The following is a 19,135-nucleotide window of genomic DNA, read 5'->3' on the forward strand; positions in this document are numbered from 1 at the left end:
ATTGGGCAGGGTCGAGATTTATCGGGTGTACGGACTTACTGTAGGAGCTGCCGCAGGCTGCGATCTTTTGATCTTCGCGTCTATCGGCAACTCAAGACCAAACCGCTTACCCATTTCCTTTCGCCCCGCCACGGTGAGCGCCAACGCCCGACTATCAAGATCCTGCGTCACCCACTTGCGTTTCAACGCCATCTGCAACAACGCCGCCCCCAACGAACCGCCCAAATGCGGCCGGCGCATGCTCCAGTCCAGGCACGGGCAAGCAAACTTGCGGCGCAAGGTACTCAAGTCCTGCACCTCAATCCCCAAGCTCGCCAACAACGCGTCGCCGGTGCCGCTCAAGCGATAAGCCCGCTCATCGGTTTCCACCAGCCACCCCGCCTCAAGCATACGGTCGTGGAGCAACACCGCCAGCGTGCCGGCCATGTGGTCGTAGCAGGTACGAGCGAATTGCAGGCGATCCGGGGTGTGCGGTTTGAAGATCGGCGCGGCGTTCTGGCCGATCACCATCAACGCTTCCAGCGCCTGAGCCACGCGCTGATCGGCGAGGTTGTAATAACGATGGCGGCCCTGCACATGCAGGCGCACCAGTGCCAGATCCTTGAGCTTGGCCAGATGTGCACTGGCGGTGGAGGCGCTGACTTCCGCCACGGCCGCTAATTCAGTGCTGGTGCGGGCGTGGCCGTCCATCAGCGAGCAGAGAATTTTCGTGCGTGCCGGTTCGGCGATGGCGGCCGCCACCTGCGAAACGCCGATGTCTTGATGTTCTGCGTGCATATTTCGCTCCCCGACGAATCGTCGCCGCTGCGAACTGAAGATACTCGCATCACTTTCCCGACGACAAGGCTGTGAACCATGGACCCGATCATCGCTGCGACGCATGCCGATCCCTACCCCTACTACGCCAAACTGCGCGCCGAGGGCGGACTGACCTTTGATCATGGATTGAAGCTATGGGTCGCCAGCAGCGCCCGAGCGGTGCGTGCGGTGCTGACGCATGCCGATTGTCGGGTGCGACCGTTGCAGGAACCGGTGCCCAAGGCGATTGCCTCGGGGCTGGCCGGCAAGGTGTTCGGGCAGTTGATGCGGATGAACGATGGCGAACGTCAGCGCTGTCCGCGTGCGGCAATCGAGCCGTCTCTGCAGTTGATAGATGACGAGCAAGTACGCGCACTGGTGGCCGCGCGTCTGATTACAGCGGACGCCGACGGCTTATATAAGGCGATGTTTCGCGGCCCGGTGTGCGTGGTCGCGGCGCTGCTCGGCTTCACCCCGGCGCAAGGCCGGGCGATCAGTGAACTGACCGCGGATTTCGTCGCCTGCCTGTCGCCGCTGAGCAATGACCTGCAACTGGCGGCGGCGCATGCGGCGGCGGAGCAATTGCACGGCTATTTCATCGAGTTGCTGGCCGAAGCCGATAGCGAGTTGCTCAAGGCTATCGAGCAGCGATTTGCAGGAGACGAAGAAACCCTGATCGCCAACCTGATCGGTCTCTGTTCGCAGACGTTCGAGGCCAGTGCGGGACTGATCGGCAATGCACTGATAGCGCTGCAACGTCAGCCCGAGTTGCGTGACGCCTCTGTGGACGCACTGTTGGCCGAGGTTCAGCGCTTTGATCCTCCAGTGCAGAACACTCGGCGCTTTGTCGCACAGACTTGCGAGATCGATGGCGTGCGGCTTGAGGCCGGTGAGGTGATTCTGGTGCTGCTGGCCTCGGCCAACCGCGATCCTTTGTTGAATGAAGAGCCCGAGCGGTTTCTGCTGGATCGTCCTGACCGGCGCAGTTTCAGCTTTGGCAGCGGCCGGCATCAGTGTCCGGGGCAGACGCTGGCGTTGAACATTGCCGCTGCGACTGTCAGAGAAATCCTTGATCAGGGTATGAATCTGCAACAACTGACGTGGCATTACCGCCCATCGCTCAATGGGCGGATTCCACTGTTCAGCGCGGTGCAGCCTTAAGCGTTGCGCAGCTCAATGGTCAGGTGCGACAGCTCATGCACCGGCGCCAGCCGTTCGCGGATCGCCTCCGCCGTCACGCCCGCCGCCGCGACCACACTGACAATCGCCGCCCGCGCCTGCGGGCCGACCTGCCAGACATGCAGGTCGCTGATGCGCACGTCGTCCGAGGTTTCCAGCAGCTCGCGGATCTCCGCCGCCACCGGTTCGTCGGTGGTGTCGAGCAGCACCGCAGCGCTGTCGCGCATCAGGTTATAGGCCCACTTCGCGATGACAATCGAGCCGACAATCCCCATCTCCGGGTCCAGCCATACCCAGCCGAGATAGCGGCCGGCCAGCAGCGCGGCAATTGCCAGCACCGAGGTCAGGGCATCGGCCAGCACGTGGACGTAGGCCGAGCGCAGGTTGTTGTCGTGATGGTGATGATGATCGTGGCCGTGCGCGTGATCATGCTGATGACCATGGTCGTGGCGGTGATGGCCAATCAGCAGGAAGGCGCTGAGGATGTTTACGCCCAACCCGACAATCGCGATCACGGTCGCTTCGCCGAACGCCACGGTAGTTGGTTCAAACAAGCGAAAAATCGACTCGCCGGCAATGCCCAGCGACACCAGCCCCAGCACCATGGCTGAAGCAAAACCGGCCAGATCGCCAACCTTGCCGGTGCCAAAACTGAAGCGGCGGTTGTTGGCGTTGCGCCGGGCGAAACCGTAGGCCGCAGCAGCAATGCCCAACGCCCCGGCATGCGTCGCCATGTGGAAACCGTCGGCCAGCAGGGCCATGGAGCCGGTGAAATAACCGGCGGCGATCTCGCCGATCATCATCACAAATGTCAGCGCCACCACCCACAGGGTGCGGCGGGCGTTTTCGTCGTGAGACGCGCCGAGGAATTGGTGATCGTGGCTGAAACGCTCAGCGCTTGGGGTCAGGCTCATGATACGGATGCTCTATTTGGAATAACGGCGGATGGCTTGCAGCAGATCTTCGGCGCCCTGAGCGCGCTGTTCGTCGGTGAGATCGGGATGCGCCACGTGCTCACGGGTGTGAGCCTCAATGAACTGCTCCATCAACCCATTGACCGCCCCGCGAATCGCCGCCACCAGATGCAAGGTCTTGGCGCAATCGGCATCGCCTTCCAGCGCTTTTTCCACCGCCTGCACCTGCCCGGCAATGCGTCGTACACGGTTGAGCAGCTCGTCTTTGTGTTCATGAATGTGCGACATACCTATACCCCCTACCCCTATATGGCAGGCATGGTCGCCGATGGCTTGGGCAATCGCAAGTTCGGTGAGCATTCAAGGGATGAACGGGATGCTGAACTGAAAGCGACCTCACTCCCGTTGTAGGAGTGAGCCTGCTCGCGATAGCGGTGTGTCTGATGAAATAGATGCTGGATGTGCCGGCCTCTTCGCGAGCAAGCCCGCTCCCACAATTGTCCGGTGGTGTGCTCAGGTTCATCGCCCATCACAAATCCCCTGAGGGAGTCAGCCTGCTGGCGATGGCGGACTGAAAAACGCAGCATCATTTCGGCATCATCCACAAGGCTACATCGCCTTGCGCCTTTGCCTACAAGTACGCCAGAATCCGCCGGCTTGTGCGGTTTGGGGGGCATCGGTAACTTGGCTCGCGTCACTGAATGATCAGTGATCGGGTTTAGTCGCTCGGTGTTATCTCAAGTTCGCAAGCTGTTATTCAGTCAGGCATCTCTACGCCTGCGCTCAATGGCGGCTGTGCGCAGGGCGCCTTCGGGCGCGCCGGTAATGCTTGGGTACTGGTCGACTAACCTGCGTACAGCTGCCACCTATTGTTTAGTCGCAAGTGCGTGTCAGCCTCATTGAGGTTACCCAGCAAATGTTTAAAGTGACGCCAAATCCGCCTGAAGCGGACGCAATACCTGACCCAGAATCAACGTCCCCCTACTCCGACCCCAATTCCAGAAAACTCCACGAAGCCGCCGAACGCGCCCTCGATCACTACCTGAAACCGCAGGCTACACCCGAGCGCAAACCCAGCCACATGTTCGTCGTCGCCCCGAACATGGACAACGAAGAACTGCTGGCCCACGCCTGCGAATCCATGGCCTCGGCCAGCATCATGCTCAGCGACTTCGCCGGCCTGCTCGACACGCCCTACCGCAACACCGTGCTCGGCATCCAGCAAGTAGTCATGCTCGGCGAACTCGCCGTGAACCGCGCCCTCGACAACCTCGAGCCCCCGATCAGCAATTGAAAAAGCGTCCCCGTGGCGAGGGAGCTTGCTCCCGCTCGACTGCACAGCAGTCGAAAATCCGGATCCGAACCGGATCGATGGGGCTTGGGGTCGCTTCGCAACCCAGCGGGAGCAAGCTCCCTCGCCACAAGGAAAACGGCGCAAAGGAGAATTTCACATGACCAATAAAACAGATGCCCACGTCGTCGCCGCATTAGTCGCCATGGGCCTCAACGAACGGGATCGACGCTGGGCGCAGAACGCATGCCTGGTGTTGTTTGAAAGCGAGCGGGAAACAATTGTGGCCTTGGCCGTGAACGCTTTAGGGAAACTTGATGGGCTTGAAATGGAGGCTGTGCTGCCAGCGCTGCAACGTGTGAAATGCCGGTTTCCTGTACTGGAACGGACGGTGGCAGAAACGTTGTGCGAGATTGCGACGGTTGCCTGATTAATCGCGTCATCGTTCTTCAGAGCAGGCGCGCTCCTGCATTGGATCGGCGGTGTACTCGAATTCCAAGAGCCAGCAATCATCTGTCGGAGTGAGCCTGCTCGCGAAGGCGCCCTTTCCGCTAACGGATTTCTAATAACAAACCCAGGAAGAGAAACTAATCATGAAAAATCACCCACCCGATTCCAGGCGCTTTACAAGCGTCTGGGACGCACTGGAAGACACGCCGCAGGACGCCGCCAACATGCGCCTGCGGGCCAAACTAATGCGCAGGCTTTGCGAGACAATCCGTGCCTGGGAGCTTCCCCAGAAGGATGCTGCCAAGCGCTTGGGAATTACTCAGCCACGCCTCAACAATTTACTTAACGGCAAGATCGATAATTCCACTCTGGGTGAATTAGCCAACCTAGCGATGTCCCTAGCCTGATTCTTTTACACTTGTAACAATCGCTAAAGTTTCAGACCCGTCCTACAGCTATCAAAAGCCCCTTGATATAGCGTCCGCATCGTTTTCAGAATCGATGTAAAAAGGACGCTGATGGCCAGTAAAAAGGATATACCCCGGGTTCAAAACCCACCGGCCGGTGACGGTCACCACATTACCAGCCGCTACATGACAACCAGCGAACTGGCGGAGAGGGAGGCAAGACAAACTGCTTATGACGATATGCTGGCTAGGCAGCAGGCGTATGAGAATCGATTGATCAAACAACCGCTAAAGTATCAGCGCGATGTTAAAGGCTGTGTGTTTACCAAAAGCTGCAAACTTCCGGATGGTGTCATTAATCACACAAGCACCGCCGGGTTTATACCAGTAGAGAGGCTAGCCGACTTTGGAGAGTTTTCCCTGTTAGGCGGCCGCGAACGAGATGCCGTCGGAAACATACCGCTGAAAAAAATCTACGGCAGCCACTTGCCCAACTCAGCAGGAACTCTTGCTCTTGGTCTGACTGCCGCAGCAAACACAAGTGGTAGCGCAGTGAGCGGTGCAGCCGTGGCGACGGGAGGTGTTGGCGCAGGAGTACTACTCGGAATAGTCGCACTGCTTTGGCCATCGAGTTTGGGCGACAGTTCTCTGTACACAGAAGAACAACTCAAATCACTCGACAAAGGCCGAACTCGTGTCCGACTACACGTAGCACAACAGCCAGACGGCACTCTGAAAGGGTACGGATACAACACCCAAACGCGCAGTGATTGGGAGATGATTCCTGTCGTAAAGTTCGTCGAGCAAGGAACCCAACAAGTTGCGGACTTCGGTAATGGGGCAGCACTGATCTGGACTCCCGTTGTTGACCCTTCCAGTACCACGGGGATCCCGCCACTGGAAAGCGCTCCGCAAGCGCCACAGATATGGATTTATCCGCCGACAGAACAGGCGGACAAAATCATTGTTAATCCGGTTTATCCACCGGAATATCAGGACTTCATTCTGGTGTTCCCAGCCAATTCAGGCATCAAACCGCTCTATATTGTCCTGGCGCTTGAATTCGACGCGGCCAGTTACCACGGAAAAAAAGATACACCCGTCAAAAGTAAGGGACCTACTAATGGCCGGGAAACGCTGGAAAACTCTGTTCAGGTAAAACCCACATCGCCACGCCGCATTGGTGTCGATCCGGACACAAATGAGCTAGTTGTATTTGACCGCACGGGCGGAGATGTCTACCACGGCCACGTACGGGCATGGGATAAACTTCATCAAGATATGAAAAATGCACTGATCAAAGCCAAAAAAGTAGACAACAAAGGCAATATCCTCGGAGCAAAAAAATGAGCCTCATCTATCAAGACCCATCACTCAGCCATGATGAAGCCATAAGACATCTTGCCAGCGACCTGGACGAGAATGTCATTTGCGCGCTGGTGTCTATCGGTCTGAATGAAAGCGACAGGGCCTGGGCTCAAGACACCTGCCTGAAATATCTCACCAACAAAACTGAAGCGATTGTAGCGTCTGCCGTCACCGCTCTTGGTCACATCGCTCGACGCCATGGCGAGCTAGATATCCAAACCGTTCTGCCCGCACTCGAAATCGTTCAGAGGAAGTTCCCTGCTCTGAGGGGAATCATTGAGGACACGCTTGACGATATCGACACATTCGCCTGACCCGTCGAACGAACGCTCAAACTACTGAAATTGGGATGAGGGTCTTAGCCCCTCATCCGAACGGTCTCAACACTCGCCCCCTCAATCCTCCCGCGTCAAAACCTCTAGTAACTCAATCTCGAACACCAGATTCGAATGCGGCGGAATCTTGCCCATCGTCCGCTCGCCATAGCCCAAATGCGCCGGCACCAGCAGTTTGCGCTTGCCGCCCACTTGCATGCCCATCAGCCCCTGATCCCAGCCCTTGATCACCCGGCCCGTGCCAATCACGCACTGGAAAGGTTTGCCACGGATGTGGGAAGAATCAAACTCGCTGCCGTCTTCCAGCCAGCCTATGTAATGGGTGGTAATCAGCGCGCCTTTGACGGCAGCCTTGCCCTCGCCCACCTGGAGATCGATTACCTGCAGTTCATCCGTCATGACATTCACTCGATTGCTTAACTGGCGGCCGTTTTCCCAGAAATGCCGGTGATTGGCAAGCCGATGGCGCAGAGCAATGCTATTACTCCGCGGATTGCAGATCTTGCAATGGAGAACGCCAGACACAGCAGGATTTCGGGGTGGGAAGCCCTGCACGAGTGCATGCGCAGGGCCTTTGAGTCGGGAGACTTAACGCTCGACAGGCTGCATCTCAACGATGGTGCCGTTGGTGATCATGACCATCACGTACTTGTCGTTGATCTGCACCCACTGCGCCTGGTCGATCGGTGCTTTCAAACCTTTCTGTTTCCAGTTTTTCAGCGCTTTGTCGCTGCGCTGATAAATGTCCGGGGCGCGGTCGTTGACCTTCAATTCACGGTCGCTGGTCGGGGACTGGACGGTGGGTTCGCTTGAGGTTTGCGCCGCTTGAACAAGTGGGCTGATCCCGGCAATGCCGGCAACAAGGGCCAGGCTGGCGATTAGGGTTTTGCTGTTCATCGGTGAACCTCCTTCAGATGGGTAATGCCTGTACTCCGACTGATGAGTCAGGGAATCATTCCTTGTTTTTTTCTAGGCTGGCTGGGGATTGTCGTTGGCTGGCAGGCCCCCATCCTTTAACTCCTCCCCCCCTTTTTGGCGTACGTCTGATGAAGCGAGGGTTGCTTCGACGGCAATGGAGCCAACACACAACGCGCTCATATGAATAAATCCTTGTGCCATGAGCTACTGCATGTTCAGTGCAATCGTTTGCCGATAATCCGTGATTTCAGCCTCAGTGAAGGCAATGACAGTAAAAGAAACCTAGAGTAGCATCTAGCCATCACGCGCACGGATTGCCGAAAAATGTTTACTTTGCTCCCTCTCAATCTGCTTAGTAATAAATTATTAACGGCATATAGCACTTCAAAATCTAAGCGCGCCCTGATTTTTTCAACCGTCAGCCTAAGGATAGGATATGCATACAAGCACCGAAAACAAGTTTCTAGAAAAATTTCAAAATTTAAGAGAAATACCAGACAAAAGATCTGACGCAGAATCTCAAAAGCTAATAGAAGCAGAGTTGAATGACTCGCCAGTATTAATCAAATTTTGGCCAAAAACAAATCCAGATGCGCAAAGGACTCTTCACGAAATTTGGCTATACGAAGTTCGGCAACTTCAACGACTGAGAGGCTGCCCTGGAGTTGGTGATTTCATTGCCCCAATAATGTCGTCAAGCCAAGATGACCAAGGGTTCTATTTAGTTCTTGGCGCTGGAGAACGAAAACCACTTCAAGTTCACTTCCCTGAAAAATTAGAAGGCACCCTAACAATACGTCACTGGATTAACAACCTGAAAAACAAGAAAAACAGATCGAGATTTTGGCGAAATATAATACGTATATCACAAGCACTTCAACTGCTCCACTCCCAAGGCATTCTGCACAGAAATTTAGACCTAAATTCAATACTTACAAACGCTGAAAGCGATGAAGATGACTTTCAACTAACTGGCTTTGAATGGTCCATTCGAGTTAACCGCATTAAATCAAACCTAGAATTCTCCACTAACGTTCCTTTTGAGCCCACGTGTTTTTCATTTCTGAGTGACTGGCAAGATCTGGGAGTTCTTATCGCAAAAATCCTCAGGCTTGATATTGAATCAGTACTTGATTTAAATTATCCAATAAAAGAACTAGTTGAAAAAACAGAGCTCACCCTAGACGAGATCAATATAATCCGTGGACTTGCAGGACGAATTCGACTAGACACAAACATATCAAACGAAGGAATAAACCACGACATAATAGAACCAAAAATCCAATCTATCATTAAAAAACTAGATGAAATAAACGCATCACAAGAAGAAGCATTAGGAATTGCTTTCCGTCTAACCCCCCCCAATTCACCACCAGCGGCTAGTGCCGTACGAATGTCCGTTTTCTCTGCCGTACAGATGGCATTTTATGGCATCCACGGCATTCCTATATCTGATCAAAACATAGCTGAATTTCTACAATTCATACAAGATGACTTACAGGAATCACCTATACTATGTATTTTTAAAAATGACAGAGGACAAGAAGAAATTGTACTCATGGGATCAAGCCTGACCTATATTCTAGCGAAAAATAAAAAAGATAGAACTGACACTGAAGGCACTTGGGAGTGTGCTTACTGCACACACGCATACATCACTCCCCCCCGAAAAATTGACGGCTCTGTTCCCTCAAAGAAAATCGACTCCTCAATTTCATGCTTCACGCATAATGATCGCAGCAAACTTTCTAAGGTATATGATTCTTGGGCAGACACAATACTTGAATTACGTAACACACTTAAGACCACCCAAGATTCACGCACACTTCTACTAGGATTCTCAGCCTACCATTTGGCAGAAATAGCTTACGCAAAATCCCAAATCTACCCTGTCGAAATTCTATCTTACAATCCTGATAGAGAAGATCCTAGTCAAAATATTATTCGTTTGAAAAGTAGATCAGATAATAGCATTGATGATATCGCGCAAGGACTTGGCATTGAAAGCCCAGCAAAAAGATTAAAAAAAATCCTATTTGACTCACAATCAATCGAGCCAAATTGGTTCCTCGTAAGCAATATAAACTTCAACGAAGAAGAGCAGGAAGTACTGCTCATCTTTCAACAACATCAAGAGTTATCTGGCGAAGACATTTTCGAGTTCCAGGCAATGACTCCAGACCCCGAGTATCAGAACTATTATTTAATCCCAGGTTCTGCTCAAGGAACAACAAAACAATTAAGCAGAAGAGCTGGATCAATTGATGCTCTCAGCGAACACTCAGAATTGATAGCAATGCTTGAAAACCCTCATCTATCGAGCATGGATTCCCACGACGAAAACATCATAGATGCTGCCTACCAAGATCTTGACTCATCCAAACAAGAAGCCTTGAAAAGGATAAGATCCACAATCCCATTGCATCTCGTTCAAGGTCCTCCAGGAGTGGGCAAGACTCACTTAGTGACAACTTTAGTGAGGCAGACCTTCGATGCAGAACCCGACACTAGGATTTTATTAACTGCACAAAGCCACTCGACTGTTCAGCATCTATATCAAGAAGTTAAAGGTGCTCTTGAAGATCAGCATTCAAAACCTTTGATAGTAAGCTGCATAAAAGAGGGAAGCGGAGATGAAGAACGAGATGCAACAACACAGCTTGATGACATTTCGAGACAGAACCTTGAGAATTTAGTCAAAAGCGAAGCTTTTGAGAAAGCTCCTGCCGAATCAACAAAAGATAGAATTTTAGAGCTCGCGAAACCATCCAATAGAGCGATGCGTTTCTCATTGATGAGCCAAATTTTAAAAGCGGCAAACCTTGTATTCACTACCACAAACTCCAGACAGGTAGAAGACCTAATAAAATCGCGAGCCCAATTTGATTGGACAGTAATGGAAGAAACAGGAAAAGCTACAGGCATAGAATTATTGAGTCCTCTCTTACTTTCATATCGCCGGCTAATGATTGGGGATCACAAGCAACTCCCTCCGTACGCTTCATCCGAAATGCGCAAGACACTAAGCAACCTGTCTAAATTACGGGGAGCAATTGAAACTTCAACAGAAGTAAATAACAGCCTAATAAAAGGCGAATTCATCAAAGAAACATTTACGCCTAACTTTATAAAAAACCTAGACGACCAACAGCTACAAAAGATCAGCCACGAGGCCCTACGACTTCACTTACTATTTGAAACTCTAATTAACGAAGAAGAATCCGTAAAACAAAGGAGTCTCCAAAGATATGGTACTGAACTGTGGCATAGACCAATTGCGAGCCCGCTACTACTTCAACACCGGATGCATCCAGACATAGCCGACCTAATCTCGCATGCGTTTTACGATGATAAGCTAAAAACTTTTCCAGCCAAGATCGATTATTACAAAAAAACACCAAAACCATTCTTCTTTGAAGGTTCTTGCAAGACAGCCAAAAAACTAAATCGAGCCGCGATAACTTGGATTGAAATCCCAGACGCTCAAGCGAATCTGCGTTCCCACGGACACGAAGAGAGGCCAACATGGAACAATAGCCTCGAAAGAAAGTGCGTACTAAAATTACTAAAAAAATTACGTACAAATGATACAGAAAAAGCACCGAAACTTGCCATTCTCTCTCCTTACTCACAACAAGTTCGATTACTTGAGCGTGACATAGCCAACAATTCTGATCAACTACCAAACATTAGTGCATTTTCGAGACCTGACGACGCATCAAGCTTCTGCAAAACGGTGGATAGTTTCCAAGGAGCGGAAGCGGATGTAGTAATTGTATCTCTCGTTCGAAACAATGGCGAATCGTATGCCTCTGGGGCACTGGGTTTTTTACTCGACAGCCGCAGAATGAACGTACTCCTCAGCAGAGCAAAATTCCAACTTGTGATAGTTGGCTCGTATGAATTCTTGAAAATATGGGAACAAAAAATAAGAAAAGAACGCATATATCATGGCAACGAAGATTTTCAATTTCTCGTAAAAATGATGCAAAAGCTTAACCTATTTTCTGCGCAATCAAAATTTGTAACCGTAAAACACACCCAGTTACTCAGCGCTCAATGAGAAGACCAGAATGACCGAACAAAATATAAACAACCGAAAACCTATTATTTTTGTAAAAGTCCCATTTGGTCATGGCTTTCACAAATTCAAGATCATGAAACGCCTCAATTGGGGAGCTGTTGACCACCTAATACTGCAAACCCTAGCAGTAGAATCATTAACATCTAATCAATTATCAGAAAAAACTCTTCTTCCAAAACAGCTTATAACTGAAATAATCATCCCCTTAATGAAGGCAGGCTGGGTGGAAATCTTAAGCACCAAACAAGACTATCAATTTCAAGTAACACAGAGAGGTTTAGCAGCCGCAACGCAAATTGATCTACCAGTAAACAAAGAGCCGCTCATTAGAACAAGAAACTTTATAGTCGACCCCATAACTCAACAGTGCTATAGAGTAGATAGAAAAAAAAGGCAAACCTATCAAATTTATCCCAAAGGGAAAGCTGACAGATTGCTTTCTCAATATGGTAACTTTTCAACAACGCTACAAATTGAGAAACCTGTTTTTGAGCCGGACATCTCTGACATACTGTCTTGCGTTGCAAATGATGACGAAGACGTACATGGATTCGAAAGCGACACTGTTAAGCGCAGTTATGCCGACAATATTCGCTATACAATCGCGCGAGCAGATGAAAATGACTGCATTACTGGCGTACCGGAAATCTCAAATGAACTTCGCGAACAGATAATTAGTGCAGCTAATACCCAAAGGGAATTCATTAAGCTTATCGGAGGCATTGCAGACTCCAGTATCACCCACACAGTACATAAAATATATTCTTTAGAAAAAGCTTTCACACCAGCGACCATTCAGAACCACAATATAAAAATCATAGGGAAACCCGACGAGCACAAATCACACTTTTTATCTGAAATTAATAACTCACGATCTCGACTCATAATCCATTCCACTTTTATTACTGAATCGTGCCTTCGAGACGTTCTCGAAAATTTAGTTGAAGCCGCACGACGTTCCGTTCGGATTGATATCATGTGGGGACAGACGCCACCAGAATCTGAAGACAGACTGGCAACCTACAAACTCACTTCCGACTCCATATCTAAAATTCAAAATGAAATTGGCATGCTTGGACTAGGAACACAGTTTAGAATCCATCGCCAGCCAACCAACTCTCATGCCAAATTTATAATTAGCGACACAGCCGAAGACAATTGGCGCGTCACTATTGGCTCCTGCAACTGGTTATCTTCTAACTTTAACAGATTTGAGTCCTCCGCCTGCATTACAGACAACATTATAGCCTCTCAGTTTTTCGACATCTGCTCATCCTTAGCCATTGGAAGTAAAGGATTAGCTAATCCGTTAAGTCGGGATTTTGCAGTTCAATCTGCCAGATTAAAAAACTTACCGACCGCTCTTGAGAGTGAAAAACATGATAAAAATAATATTGAGGTAAAATTACTTACAGCCTCAGACCACCACACTCTAGCCAAGTCAGCTTGTAAAAACGCGAAGGAAGAAATTTTAGTTTGCAGCCATAGAGTGAGCTATGCCGGTGATCGCCCTATTTTTACTCCATTAAAAGCAGCAAAGCGTAGCACTCCTTCAATTTCGATAAAGGTTTGCTATGGTCGAAGTAGCATGCCAATGACTACCCAAGAATCGAAACGCCTTGAAAATGAGCTTGAAGAGGACGGATTTGAAATGTTTAGAGCAAACAATCCCCAGGTACATGCAAAATTTTTAACGTGGGACTCGCATGACTTAGTTGTGACAAGCCTGAACTGGCTATCCGCATCATCTCGAGGAGATCAACTTTCGGAAATTGGCATTCATTTGCACGGCGGCGATTTCTCCACTCGCATTAGAGAGTCCTTCAATAGCTTCCATAATATAAATTAACTTATTTCTAAGTCTTCTTTTAGAGGGCATAGAGTATTCGCTACACCTTTGGCGCCCTGATCGTCAGCAAGAGCGTCATTAGCGATAGCATTCGTTATTCAGAGAAGGGTTTCATAGGACTCCTTCTCTGAATTTATACCGAAGAGAACATAAGGGTGTCGAGCTCCACGTTAACTGCACTTACGCAGTTAGCACTTGCCTAGTAATCGGCCAATTTCAATTAAAACTTCTGCCTGACAAATTGCTTCGGGTTAGCACGTCGAACCGACGCACCACTTTTCGTTTGAGGAATTGGATTGATCCGCTTTGCGCATCAATCCATGCCAACAATGCAATTAACATCCTGTTACAGCTGCGCGACCATCCGCCGCAATAACAACCGTGCGCCGCTTCCACGTCGCGCACGTCATAAAAGCGGTGGAGATTTTTCTATGACAGCCTCAATCCCACACGGCGGCTCGCGGGCCGGCGCCATTTTCCGGGTCACCTCGGGCAACTTCCTCGAACAGTTCGACTTCTTTCTGTTCGGCTTCTACGCCACGCAGATCGCGGCTGTGTTCTTTCCGGCGAGCAGTGAGTTCGCTTCCCTGATGATGACCTTTGCCGTATTCGGCGCAGGCTTTCTGATGCGTCCGCTGGGGGCGATCGTGCTGGGTGCGTACATCGATGACGTCGGTCGGCGCAAAGGGTTGATCGTCACCCTGTCGATCATGGCCAGCGGCACGATCCTGATTGTGCTGGTGCCCGGATACGAGACCATTGGTCTGTTTGCGCCAGCGCTGGTGCTGGTCGGACGGCTATTGCAAGGCTTCTCCGCCGGTGCGGAACTGGGCGGTGTTTCGGTGTATTTGTCGGAAATCGCCACGCCGGGCCGCAAGGGTTTCTTCACTGCCTGGCAGTCGGCCAGTCAGCAAGTGGCGATCATCGTCGCGGCAGCCTTGGGCTATGCGCTGAACGCGTGGATGGCGCCGGATGTGGTTGCCGATTGGGGCTGGCGCATTCCGTTTTTCGTCGGTTGCATGATCGTGCCCTTCATTTTTTTCCTGCGGCGTAACCTGGCGGAAACTGAAGAGTTCGCCGCACGCAAACACCGCCCGAGCATGAAGGAAGTGTTCCGCACGCTTGGCCAGAACTGGGGCGTGGTGCTCGGTGGCATGTTGATGGTCGCGCTGACCACCACCGCGTTCTACCTGATCACCGTGTACGCGCCGACCTTCGGTAAAACCGTGCTGCACCTGAGCACTTCCGATGCGTTGCTGGTGACCTTGCTGGTGGGCGTGTCGAACTTCTTCTGGCTGCCGATTGGCGGCATGTTGTCCGACCGTATCGGCCGGCGCCCGGTGCTGATCGCCATGGCGCTGCTGGCACTGGCCACCACCTATCCGGCGCTGTCGTACCTGGTGCAGGCGCCGAGCTTCAGCCATATGTTGCTGTCGCTGCTGTGGCTGTCGTTCATCTACGGCATGTACAACGGCGCGATGATTCCGGCGCTGACCGAGATCATGCCGGTGGAAGTGCGAGTAGCCGGTTTCTCCCTCGCCTACAGCCTGGCGACCGCGATTTTCGGCGGTTTCACCCCGGCGATGTCGACCTTCCTGATCCAGTACACCGGCGACAAAGCGGCGCCGGGTTACTGGATGAGCGTCGGCGCACTGTGTGCGTTGTGCGCCACGTTGTACCTCTATCGCCGCGCAGGCGGCCGTTTGCAACCGGTTGCCGCATAAGGAGCAATCACCTTGAAAAAACTGATCAATCTCAGCGCCATCGCCCTCTTCGCTTTCAGCGCCCTGGCCCATGCTGAACAGCTGAATGTGATGACGTCGGGCGGCTTCACCGCCGCCTACAAAATCCTCGGCCCGAAATTCGCGGCCGCCACCGGCAACACCCTCGACACCCAACTCGGCCCGTCGATGGGCAAGGCGCCGGAAGCCATCCCTAATCGCCTCGCTCGCGGTGAGCACGCCGACGTGGTGATCATGGTCGGCTACGCCCTCGATGACCTGATCAAACAGGGCAAGGTCGACCCGGCCTCGCGGGTCGAACTGGCGGATTCACGGATCGGTCTGGTGGTGCGTGAAGGCGCGCCGAAGCCGGACATCAGCAGCGTCGAAAGCCTGAAGAAAACCCTGCTCGACGCAAAATCGGTGGCCTACTCCGACAGCGCCAGCGGCGTGTACATCGAGAAGGAGTTGTTCAACAAACTCGGTGTCGAGGATCAACTGAAACCGAAAGCGAAGATGATCCCGAAAGTCCCGGTCGGCTCGGTGGTTGCCACCGGCGATTATCAACTGGGCTTCCAGCAGGTCAGCGAATTGCTGCCGGTGCCGGGGGTGACGTTTGTCGGGAAGATTCCGGAGTCGGTGCAGTCGGTGACGCGCTTCGCCGCCGGCATCCCGGTCGGCGCGCAGCATCCAAAAGAGGCCAAGGCCCTGCTCGACTACCTCGCCGCGCCTGCCGCCCAGGCTGACGTGCAAGCCACCGGGCTGGATTCGGTCAAGCGCTAAGCGTTGGCGGCTGGACTTTCATTTCCACTACCAGCCGCTCCAGTTCCAATGCCGCCGGGGTCAACGTGCGACCCCGGCGCTTGAGGATGCCGACACTGCGCATCACTTGCGGATCGGTCAGCGGCACCCGCGTCAGGATCGGATGATCCGGCCCGGGCATCGCCATCAGCGGCACCGCCGCCACGCCAAGCCCCGCCTCCACCAGACCAATCATGGTCGTCACATGCCGCGTCTCGCAGATGCTCGGGCGCTGCGGCACCACACGGCTCAAGGCCTGATCGAGCAGAAAACGGTTGCCGGACGTCTTGTCCAGCGAGATGTAATCCTGCTGATAGAACTCGTCCCAGGTCACGCTGCTGCGTCCGGCCAAAGGGTGATCGCGCCGGCAAGCGACGACATAGCACTCCTGCACAAGCGGTTCGAAATCGACTTTGGCATCCTGCGTGCCCAGAAAACTCAAACCGAAATCCGCCTCGCCGTTGACCACTGCGCTGAGCACATCGTGGGCGCTGGAGTCGAGGACTTTGACCTTGATCCGCGGAAACTGCTGGTGATAGCGAGCGACCACCCGCGGCATGAAGTAGTACGCCGCCGAGGGTACGCAAGCCACGGTGACATGACCGAGTCGGGTCGATGCGACTTCACTGATGCCCAGCAGCGCCACGTCAAGATCATCCAGCAAACGCTCGACGCTGGGCATGAAGCCACGCCCGGCCTGGGTCAGGCTGACTTTGCGCGTGGTGCGCTCGAACAGCTTTACGCCGAGGGCGTCTTCAAGCTTCTCGATGCGTCGGCTCAGGGCCGGTTGTGACAGGCGCACGGTGTCGGCGGCCTTGCGGAAACTGCCCTGCTCGACCACGGCGCGAAAGGCTTGCAGGTCGTTGAGGTCGAAGTTGATGGCCATGGCGGACTCGAAAAGATTGATTCGTGAAGGCTATCAATGTAACCAAATGATGCAATTTATTACAGATTTGATGATATCGCCCTTGTGGGAGCGGGCTTGCTCGCGAATGCGGTGTCACAGTCGCCATCAACATCGACTGAACCAGCGCTTTCGCGAGCAAGCCCGCTCCCACAGGGTTTTGTGGTGGATTGACGAGCGGCGCAGCCCTTATCCTTGTCACCCCCCGCCGTACCGCTGTCAGGAGTCAACCCATGCCCCATGAAGGCAACCTGTTACAAGCCGCTGTCGTGTTTCTCTTCGCAGCCGTGCTCACCGTGCCCTTGGCCAAGCGTCTGCAACTGGGCGCGGTGCTGGGTTATCTGTTGGCGGGGGTGATCATCGGCCCGTCGGTGCTCGGCCTGATTGGCAATCCGCAGAGCGTTGCGCATATTTCCGAACTGGGCGTGGTGTTGCTGTTGTTCATCATCGGCCTTGAGCTGTCACCCCGTCGCTTGTGGGTGATGCGCAAGTCGGTGTTCGGCGTAGGTCTGGCGCAGGTGCTGCTGACGGCGGCAGTGATCGGCGTGCTGGCGTTGTACGTGTTCGGTCAGCCGCTGAACAGTGCGATTGTGCTCGGTCTTGGCCTGGCGCTGTCGTCCACCGCATTCGGCCTGCAAAGCCTGGCCGAGCGCAAGGAGCTGACCAGCCCCCACGGGCGACTGGCGTTTGCGATTCTGCTGTTTCAGGACATCGCCGCGATCCCATTGATCGCGCTGGTGCCGATGCTCGCCGGCAGCGCCCACGCCAGCAGCAACGCGGAAAGCCTGAACCACGGTTTGCAAGTGCTCGGCGGGATCGCCGTGGTGGTAGTCGGTGGACGTTATCTGCTACGCCCGGTATTTCGCGTAGTGGCGAAAACCGGTCTGCCGGAGGTCTCCACCGCCACCGCCTTGCTGGTGGTGATCGGTACGGCGTGGCTGATGGATCTGGTCGGGGTGTCGATGGCGCTCGGGGCTTTCCTCGCCGGCCTGCTGCTGGCGGACTCGGAGTATCGCCATGAACTGGAAGCGCAGATCGAGCCGTTCAAAGGCCTGCTGCTCGGGCTGTTTTTCATCAGCGTCGGCATGGGCGCCAACCTGAGTCTGCTGCTGAGTGCGCCGATCACCGTGCTGGGCCTGACGCTGCTGCTGATCGGCTTGAAGTTGCCGCTGCTGTTTGTGGTCGGGCGTCTGGCCGGTGGGCTGACCAAAGTCAGTGCGATTCGCTTGGGTATCGTGCTCGCCGCCGGCGGTGAATTTGCCTTTGTGGTGTTCAAGATCGGGCGCGATCAGGGCCTGTTCGAACCGCGCCTGTATGACTTGCTGGTGCTGACCATCACCTTGTCGATGGCCTTGACGCCGTTGCTGCTGTTGATCTGTGCACGATTGGTCAGCCCGAAAGTGCAGCCAGTGGAGGTGCCGGAGAAATTCCGCGAAATCGACACCGAGGCACCGCGCGTGGTGATTGCCGGCATGGGCCGGATGGGCCAGATCGTGGCGCGGATTCTGCGTGCGCAGAACATCAAGTTCGTGGCGCTGGACACCTCGGTGGAAACCATCGAACTGTCGCGCAGTTTTGGCGGCGTGCCGGTGTTCTACGGCGACCCGATGCGCCCGGAAATCCTCAATGCGGCGAAGGTTGGCGAGGCGGAGTATTTCGTGATTGCCACGGATGATCCGGAGACCAACATCAAGACTGCCGAGATCGTGCGCAAGCTGTATCCGCACATGAAGATCATCGCTCGCGCACGTAACCGTCAGCACGTGCACCGCCTGGTCGATGTCGGCGCCGAAGCGATTCGCGAGACCTATTACTCCAGCCTGGAAATGAGCCGCCGTACCCTGGTCGGCCTCGGTCTGACCCAGGCCCAGGCCGATGCGCGGATCAAGCGTTTCAAACACCATGACGAACAGGTGCTGGAAGCCCAGCACGCGGTCTACGACGACGCGGCCAAAGTCCTGCAAACCGCTCAGGAAGCCCGAGCGGAACTGGCGCGGTTGTTCGAGTCGGATCAACTGGAAGAGGAAGCGCGCAAGGTCTGACTTCAGCGCAATTCCAATTGTAGGAGTGAGCCTGCTCGCGATTGCAATCTATCAGTCACACCGCCATCGCGAGC

The 19,135-nt window shown here is 53.5% G+C and carries 17 protein-coding genes; 11 read left to right on the forward strand and 6 right to left on the reverse strand.

What is annotated here, in order from left to right; genetic code table 11:
- Positions 1-18: 18 nt before the first annotated feature.
- A complete protein-coding gene (locus VLA07_RS26490; RefSeq protein WP_333992520.1) occupies positions 19-777 on the reverse strand; it encodes an ArsR/SmtB family transcription factor in 759 nt (252 codons plus the stop codon).
- A gap of 78 nt (positions 778-855) precedes the next feature.
- On the opposite strand from VLA07_RS26490, the gene VLA07_RS26495 reads away from it, so the two are divergent.
- The gene (locus tag VLA07_RS26495) at positions 856-1,959 is read left to right on the forward strand and encodes a cytochrome P450 (RefSeq protein WP_333992521.1); all 1,104 of its coding nucleotides are present in this window, start codon (positions 856-858) and stop codon (positions 1,957-1,959) included.
- On the opposite strand, the gene dmeF is transcribed toward VLA07_RS26495, so the two are convergent.
- Positions 1,956-2,891 carry a CDF family Co(II)/Ni(II) efflux transporter DmeF gene (gene dmeF / locus VLA07_RS26500; RefSeq protein ID WP_333992523.1) on the reverse strand — a complete coding sequence of 312 codons (936 nt, stop codon included), beginning with the start codon at positions 2,889-2,891 and terminating at the stop codon, positions 1,956-1,958. The two genes, VLA07_RS26495 and dmeF, sit on opposite strands and share 4 nt — an antisense overlap.
- Positions 2,892-2,903: 12 nt before the next feature.
- A complete protein-coding gene (locus VLA07_RS26505) occupies positions 2,904-3,179 on the reverse strand; it encodes a metal/formaldehyde-sensitive transcriptional repressor (RefSeq protein ID WP_003223990.1) in 276 nt (91 codons plus the stop codon).
- Between the two features lie 628 nt (positions 3,180-3,807).
- On the opposite strand from VLA07_RS26505, the gene VLA07_RS26510 reads away from it, so the two are divergent.
- The 5 genes from VLA07_RS26510 to VLA07_RS26530 all read left to right on the forward strand — a co-directional run bounded on the left by VLA07_RS26510 (position 3,808) and on the right by VLA07_RS26530 (position 6,721).
- Complete coding sequence (locus VLA07_RS26510) at positions 3,808-4,185, forward strand: DUF6124 family protein (RefSeq protein ID WP_333992526.1); 378 nt, start codon at positions 3,808-3,810, stop codon at positions 4,183-4,185.
- A 157-nt stretch (positions 4,186-4,342) separates the two neighbouring features.
- On the forward strand, positions 4,343-4,612 hold the full coding sequence (locus VLA07_RS26515; protein WP_330207941.1) for a hypothetical protein: 270 nt from the start codon (positions 4,343-4,345) through the stop codon (positions 4,610-4,612).
- A 163-nt stretch (positions 4,613-4,775) separates the two neighbouring features.
- A complete protein-coding gene (locus VLA07_RS26520) occupies positions 4,776-5,039 on the forward strand; it encodes a helix-turn-helix domain-containing protein (protein ID WP_333992528.1) in 264 nt (87 codons plus the stop codon).
- 111 nt (positions 5,040-5,150) lie between these two features.
- Positions 5,151-6,389, forward strand: coding sequence for an S-type pyocin domain-containing protein (locus tag VLA07_RS26525; RefSeq protein WP_333992530.1), 1,239 nt, complete (start codon positions 5,151-5,153; stop codon positions 6,387-6,389).
- Complete coding sequence (locus VLA07_RS26530; protein WP_333992531.1) at positions 6,386-6,721, forward strand: hypothetical protein; 336 nt, start codon at positions 6,386-6,388, stop codon at positions 6,719-6,721. The genes VLA07_RS26525 and VLA07_RS26530 overlap by 4 nt, the downstream gene beginning before the upstream one ends.
- An 81-nt stretch (positions 6,722-6,802) precedes the next feature.
- Here VLA07_RS26530 and VLA07_RS26535 read toward each other — a convergent pair whose 3' ends face one another.
- Together VLA07_RS26535 and VLA07_RS26540 are read right to left on the reverse strand one after the other, a co-directional pair.
- Positions 6,803-7,141, reverse strand: coding sequence for an FKBP-type peptidyl-prolyl cis-trans isomerase (locus VLA07_RS26535; RefSeq protein ID WP_333992533.1), 339 nt, complete (start codon positions 7,139-7,141; stop codon positions 6,803-6,805).
- Between the two features lie 189 nt (positions 7,142-7,330).
- A complete protein-coding gene (locus tag VLA07_RS26540; RefSeq protein ID WP_007965617.1) occupies positions 7,331-7,639 on the reverse strand; it encodes an RcnB family protein in 309 nt (102 codons plus the stop codon).
- A gap of 457 nt (positions 7,640-8,096) precedes the next feature.
- Here VLA07_RS26540 and VLA07_RS26545 point away from each other — a divergent pair, with 457 nt between their 5' ends.
- The 4 genes from VLA07_RS26545 to VLA07_RS26560 all read left to right on the forward strand — a co-directional run bounded on the left by VLA07_RS26545 (position 8,097) and on the right by VLA07_RS26560 (position 16,097).
- Positions 8,097-11,723, forward strand: coding sequence for an AAA domain-containing protein (locus tag VLA07_RS26545; RefSeq protein WP_333992534.1), 3,627 nt, complete (start codon positions 8,097-8,099; stop codon positions 11,721-11,723).
- A 10-nt stretch (positions 11,724-11,733) separates the two neighbouring features.
- On the forward strand, positions 11,734-13,593 hold the full coding sequence (locus tag VLA07_RS26550) for a phospholipase D-like domain-containing protein (protein ID WP_225138574.1): 1,860 nt from the start codon (positions 11,734-11,736) through the stop codon (positions 13,591-13,593).
- Between the two features lie 431 nt (positions 13,594-14,024).
- The gene (locus VLA07_RS26555; protein WP_330207943.1) at positions 14,025-15,317 is read left to right on the forward strand and encodes an MFS transporter; all 1,293 of its coding nucleotides are present in this window, start codon (positions 14,025-14,027) and stop codon (positions 15,315-15,317) included.
- A gap of 12 nt (positions 15,318-15,329) precedes the next feature.
- Positions 15,330-16,097, forward strand: a complete 768-nt coding sequence (locus VLA07_RS26560) for a substrate-binding domain-containing protein (RefSeq protein ID WP_027613232.1) — start codon at positions 15,330-15,332, stop codon at positions 16,095-16,097.
- Here the strand turns inward: VLA07_RS26560 and VLA07_RS26565 are convergent.
- Positions 16,087-17,001, reverse strand: coding sequence for a LysR substrate-binding domain-containing protein (locus tag VLA07_RS26565; protein ID WP_204894768.1), 915 nt, complete (start codon positions 16,999-17,001; stop codon positions 16,087-16,089). The genes VLA07_RS26560 and VLA07_RS26565 overlap by 11 nt on opposite strands.
- Positions 17,002-17,252: 251 nt before the next feature.
- On the opposite strand from VLA07_RS26565, the gene VLA07_RS26570 reads away from it, so the two are divergent.
- The gene (locus VLA07_RS26570; RefSeq protein WP_096795893.1) at positions 17,253-19,061 is read left to right on the forward strand and encodes a monovalent cation:proton antiporter-2 (CPA2) family protein; all 1,809 of its coding nucleotides are present in this window, start codon (positions 17,253-17,255) and stop codon (positions 19,059-19,061) included.
- Positions 19,062-19,135: the final 74 nt, after the last annotated feature.

This window comes from Pseudomonas sp. S3(2024) (assembly GCF_036861315.1).
Taxonomy (GTDB): domain Bacteria; phylum Pseudomonadota; class Gammaproteobacteria; order Pseudomonadales; family Pseudomonadaceae; genus Aquipseudomonas; species Aquipseudomonas putida_A.

Coding starts and splice junctions, on each gene's coding strand:
- VLA07_RS26490 (WP_333992520.1), bottom strand. CDS start 777: ATGCACGCAGAACATCAAGACATCGGCGTTTCGCAGGTGGCGGCCGCC.
- VLA07_RS26495 (WP_333992521.1), top strand. CDS start 856: ATGGACCCGATCATCGCTGCGACGCATGCCGATCCCTACCCCTACTAC.
- dmeF (WP_333992523.1), bottom strand. CDS start 2,891: ATGAGCCTGACCCCAAGCGCTGAGCGTTTCAGCCACGATCACCAATTC.
- VLA07_RS26505 (WP_003223990.1), bottom strand. CDS start 3,179: ATGTCGCACATTCATGAACACAAAGACGAGCTGCTCAACCGTGTACGA.
- VLA07_RS26510 (WP_333992526.1), top strand. CDS start 3,808: ATGTTTAAAGTGACGCCAAATCCGCCTGAAGCGGACGCAATACCTGAC.
- VLA07_RS26515 (WP_330207941.1), top strand. CDS start 4,343: ATGACCAATAAAACAGATGCCCACGTCGTCGCCGCATTAGTCGCCATG.
- VLA07_RS26520 (WP_333992528.1), top strand. CDS start 4,776: ATGAAAAATCACCCACCCGATTCCAGGCGCTTTACAAGCGTCTGGGAC.
- VLA07_RS26525 (WP_333992530.1), top strand. CDS start 5,151: ATGGCCAGTAAAAAGGATATACCCCGGGTTCAAAACCCACCGGCCGGT.
- VLA07_RS26530 (WP_333992531.1), top strand. CDS start 6,386: ATGAGCCTCATCTATCAAGACCCATCACTCAGCCATGATGAAGCCATA.
- VLA07_RS26535 (WP_333992533.1), bottom strand. CDS start 7,141: ATGACGGATGAACTGCAGGTAATCGATCTCCAGGTGGGCGAGGGCAAG.
- VLA07_RS26540 (WP_007965617.1), bottom strand. CDS start 7,639: ATGAACAGCAAAACCCTAATCGCCAGCCTGGCCCTTGTTGCCGGCATT.
- VLA07_RS26545 (WP_333992534.1), top strand. CDS start 8,097: ATGCATACAAGCACCGAAAACAAGTTTCTAGAAAAATTTCAAAATTTA.
- VLA07_RS26550 (WP_225138574.1), top strand. CDS start 11,734: ATGACCGAACAAAATATAAACAACCGAAAACCTATTATTTTTGTAAAA.
- VLA07_RS26555 (WP_330207943.1), top strand. CDS start 14,025: ATGACAGCCTCAATCCCACACGGCGGCTCGCGGGCCGGCGCCATTTTC.
- VLA07_RS26565 (WP_204894768.1), bottom strand. CDS start 17,001: ATGGCCATCAACTTCGACCTCAACGACCTGCAAGCCTTTCGCGCCGTG.
- VLA07_RS26570 (WP_096795893.1), top strand. CDS start 17,253: ATGCCCCATGAAGGCAACCTGTTACAAGCCGCTGTCGTGTTTCTCTTC.